Origin of the sequence: Streptococcus hyointestinalis (assembly GCF_041225505.1) — a bacterium.
Lineage (GTDB): Bacteria > Bacillota > Bacilli > Lactobacillales > Streptococcaceae > Streptococcus > Streptococcus hyointestinalis_B.
On sequence record NZ_JBCLSK010000068.1, the window covers coordinates 1 to 3,774 of the forward strand.

Annotated in this window: 3 protein-coding genes, 1 tRNA gene and 1 pseudogene; all 5 read right to left on the reverse strand. The window is 39.2% G+C overall.

The features are described from left to right. Positions 1–117: 117 nt before the first annotated feature. The 5 genes and pseudogenes from AALA56_RS09760 to AALA56_RS09780 all read right to left on the reverse strand — a co-directional run bounded on the left by AALA56_RS09760 (position 118) and on the right by AALA56_RS09780 (position 3,619). Positions 118–1,782 carry a DAK2 domain-containing protein gene (locus tag AALA56_RS09760; protein ID WP_369909853.1) on the reverse strand — a complete coding sequence of 555 codons (1,665 nt, stop codon included), beginning with the start codon at positions 1,780–1,782 and terminating at the stop codon, positions 118–120. Then, positions 1,782–2,147, reverse strand: a complete 366-nt coding sequence (locus AALA56_RS09765) for an Asp23/Gls24 family envelope stress response protein (RefSeq protein ID WP_115270834.1) — start codon at positions 2,145–2,147, stop codon at positions 1,782–1,784. Before AALA56_RS09765 ends, AALA56_RS09760 begins: the two co-directional genes overlap by 1 nt. Before the next feature lie 80 nt (positions 2,148–2,227). After that, positions 2,228–3,083, reverse strand: a pseudogene (locus AALA56_RS09770) (IS982 family transposase). Between the two features lie 153 nt (positions 3,084–3,236). Next, positions 3,237–3,425 (reverse strand): 50S ribosomal protein L28, encoded by a 189-nt coding sequence (gene rpmB, locus AALA56_RS09775; protein ID WP_115270836.1) that lies wholly within the window; start codon positions 3,423–3,425, stop codon positions 3,237–3,239. Between the two features lie 121 nt (positions 3,426–3,546). Beyond that, a tRNA-Thr gene (locus tag AALA56_RS09780) sits at positions 3,547–3,619 on the reverse strand. Positions 3,620–3,774: the final 155 nt, after the last annotated feature.

The window sequence follows — 3,774 nt, forward strand, 5'->3', positions numbered from 1 at the left end:
TATCCTAAGAAAGTATTAGATTACAAAACTCCCAGAGAGGTGTTATACGCTGGCTAACTTGGACTTGAATTTTGCCAAAAGAACACCTGCTCATATCAATGAACAAGTGTTTGTCTGTTATTCAACGCTCATCAAATAAGGATAAACAGGCTGTTTACCATCATGGATTTCAACTTCTACATCTTCGTAAGTCTCCTCCAAATCATCAGCTAAAGACTCAGCAAGAGCCATATCTCCATCCTCACCAACAAAAATAGTAATAATCTCACTATCTCCATCAATCATCTGAGCAAATGTATCTTTCAACGTTTTCTCGACATCTGGGTTAGAGACGACAATTTTGCCATCTACCATACCTAGGTAGTCATTTTCATGGATAACTAAGCCATCAATAGTCGTATCACGGACAGCTAATGTAATGCTTCCGCTAACAACATCCTCAAGACTTGATGACATAGCTTCTTTATTATCCTCTAAAGTCTTTGTTGTATCAAAAGCTAGGAGAGACGTTAGACCTTGTGGAATGGTTTTTGTCTCAATAACTGCTGCTGGTTTATCAACAACCTGTGCAGCACTTTGTGCAGCCATGAAAATATTCTTGTTATTTGGCAAGATAATGACATTTTTAGAATTCACAGACTCAATCGCTTTTACGATATCTTCTGTTGATGGATTCATCGTTTGACCACCTGAGATGATATAGTCCGCTCCTTGTGCCTTGAAGATTTCTGCTAAGCCGTCGCCTGCAACAACTGCAATGATACCAAATTCTTTTTCTTCTTGACTAACTTCTTCGTCAGCTTCCTTTTGCACTTGCGCTTCGTGTTGGTTACGCATATTATCCACTTTAACTTTGACAAGTGAACCGTATTTCAAACCTTCTTGAAGCACCAAACCTGGATCTTCCGTATGTACATGGACTTTGACAATTTCATCGTCATTGACGACAAGAAGAGAATCACCTAAGTTACTTAAATACCCTTGAAATTCTTCGTAGTTAAACTCTTTAACATAGGTAGGACCTTGTTTAAGAGAAACCATGATTTCAGTACAATAACCATAAGTAATGTCTTCAGTTGCCACATGACTAGCAACAGACTTATGATGTTCAGCGTTAATCATCTCAGTCATTGTCGCAGGAGTCGCTTTAAATTCCTCAGAAGCGATATATTCACCCGTCAAGGCTGCTAAAAATCCTTCATAGATAAAGACTAATCCTTGTCCACCAGAGTCAACGACACCTACTTCTTTAAGTACGGGCAACATTTCTGGAGTTTTTGCTAAGGCATTTTTAGCACCCTCAAGGGCTGCACGCATGACTTCAACAGCATCATTGGTCTCTTCAGCTTGCTTTAGAGCTGCAATTGCTGCACCACGTGAAACAGTCAAAATAGTCCCTTCAACAGGTTTCATGACTGCCTTGTAAGCAACCTCTACCCCAGCTTGAAAGGCATGCGCTAAATCAAGACCATCCAGTTCTTCTTTGTCTTTGATGCTTTGACCAAATCCACGGAAAAGCTGTGATGTGATAACACCAGAGTTCCCTCTAGCTCCCATCAACAGACCTTTAGCTAAGATTTGTCCAAATTCGCCAACAGTTGCAGCTGGTTTATCAGAAACTTCTTTAGCTCCATTTTCCATTGTCATACTCATATTTGTTCCTGTATCGCCATCTGGAACAGGAAAAACATTGAGTGAGTTCACATATTCTGCTTGATTTCCAAGTCTGGTACTTCCTGATTGGACCATTTCTTGGAATAAACTTGTTGTTATATTTGACACTAACCTTCTCCTACGACTTTGATATTTTGCACATAAACAGTAACCGCATCAACACTTAGGCCTAGCTGTTGTTCTAGGTTAAATTTGACACGCTCTTGAATATTTTTAGAAACTTCGCTAATCTTAACACCATAGCTCATCACTGTGTAAACATCAACAGTAATACCGGCTTCTGTTGACTTGACAACAACACCTTTAGCAAAGTTTTCACGACGTAATAAAGCTTGAAAATTATCTTTAAATGCGCTCTTGCTAGCCATACCGACAACACCAAATATTTCCGTTGCAGCACCGCCAACAACCGTAGCAATAACGTCATCAGACAGTTCAATTTGCCCATCTTTTGTATTAATTTTTACAGTCATATTATTACCTCAAAAAGTTTCTATCACCTTATTTTACCACAGTTTAGATGACTTGTAAAAACTTAAATATACCCGTGGTGCTAGTTGATTTCAAAATAGTGTAAGTTATGAGCTAGAATAATTTGTTCAATTCGTAACTGTAGTCCGGCTAGGCTTCTAGCTAATGTATGTTCGATGTCAAAGAGACGACACAGTTCAGAAAAACGTGTTTCAATCGTTCGTCTCATGGCCATCACTTTCCAATCGTTATGTTCTTCGGCCCCTGTCATGTTTTTACGAAATGGCGTCCATAGATGGTCACCTTGTTGTTCTAAGTCCTTCTTGAGTTCACTGCTCAGGTAGCCTAAATCCCCTAGGATAACCGATTGCTTACACCCTTCTAATAGTTCATAAACCACCTTGATATCATGTACAGAGGCTGGTGTGACAACATAGTTCAGAATATAACCAGATAAGGTCACCAGCATATGAACCTTGAACCCATAGAACGATAGCTGCTTAGAGGCGTTGTAGCCAATATCGGCTAATCCTTTAAAAATGGTAGCTCTATGATTGCGAATAGGTTGGCAAAGGAAAACTATCTATAATGGCTAGTTTATCAGATGGAAGCATTTCACTCATAGCTTTTCGGATTAATTGGATCAGCCAAATCAATTGTTTTGACCGACGATTGAAACGACTTCTTTCTAGTAACCTACCACAAGGACAGAGGTAACAGATGTTGTAGAAATGACGCTGTGATGTCATGCCTAGTTCAGCTTGTAACAAAAGCAAGACAAGAATCGATTCATCTGAAACTTTGACTAGGCCAACATTACGCCGATGTTTGAAGGAATCTGGGCAATAGTTTTGGTAGAAGTGGTGACAAATTTGTGATAATTGACGTACATTCCATTGCAAATGATGAGATTTAGCAGTATACTGTAAGTGGCTCATTTGGACTAACCTCCTGTATGTTTGGTCACTTACAGTATAGTCCATTTGGGCTTTTTATTGTATTTTGAAATGAACTAGCACCACGGATTAAATATATAGACTAGGACTGAATGGCAATTAAAAAAGCTCCAACGGAGCTTTAATCAATTGAAATTAAACGCGTTCAACTTTACCAGATTTAAGCGCACGAGCTGAAGCCCAAACTTTTTTTGGTTTACCATCAATAAGTACTGTAACTTTTTGGAGGTTAGGTTTAACGCTACGTTTTGTTTTATTCATCGCGTGTGAACGGTTGTTTCCTGATACCGTTTTACGACCTGTAAAATAGCAAACTTTAGCCATGATTTTCCCTTCCTTTTGATTTATTACGGATGTGCTAGCACCACATACCCCACTAGTATAGCATAGCTAATCAAGAATTGCAATACTTTCTAGAAAATATTATCCACTTTACAGTCACTTCTGCCGATTGCAGGGCTCGAACCTGTGACCTACGCGTTACGAGTGCGTTGCTCTACCAACTGAGCTAAATCGGCTTTTTACTTGATGTCATCTTATCACAATAGCCTGGCTCCGTCAAGCTATACCAATTAAAAATTTAAAATAAAGATCACTCCCCACTTGTCAAGTCAAGTGCAACAGGTTCGATAGTAGACTAGAAAACCTGTGTTCAAGCTGTTTGGGCTAGCTC

What these genes read in the sequence shown, in the direction of transcription:
- AALA56_RS09765 (WP_115270834.1), bottom strand. Translation starts at nt 2,147, where the DNA reads ATGACTGTAAAAATTAATACAAAAGATGGGCAAATTGAACTGTCTGAT.
- rpmB (WP_115270836.1), bottom strand. Translation starts at nt 3,425, where the DNA reads ATGGCTAAAGTTTGCTATTTTACAGGTCGTAAAACGGTATCAGGAAAC.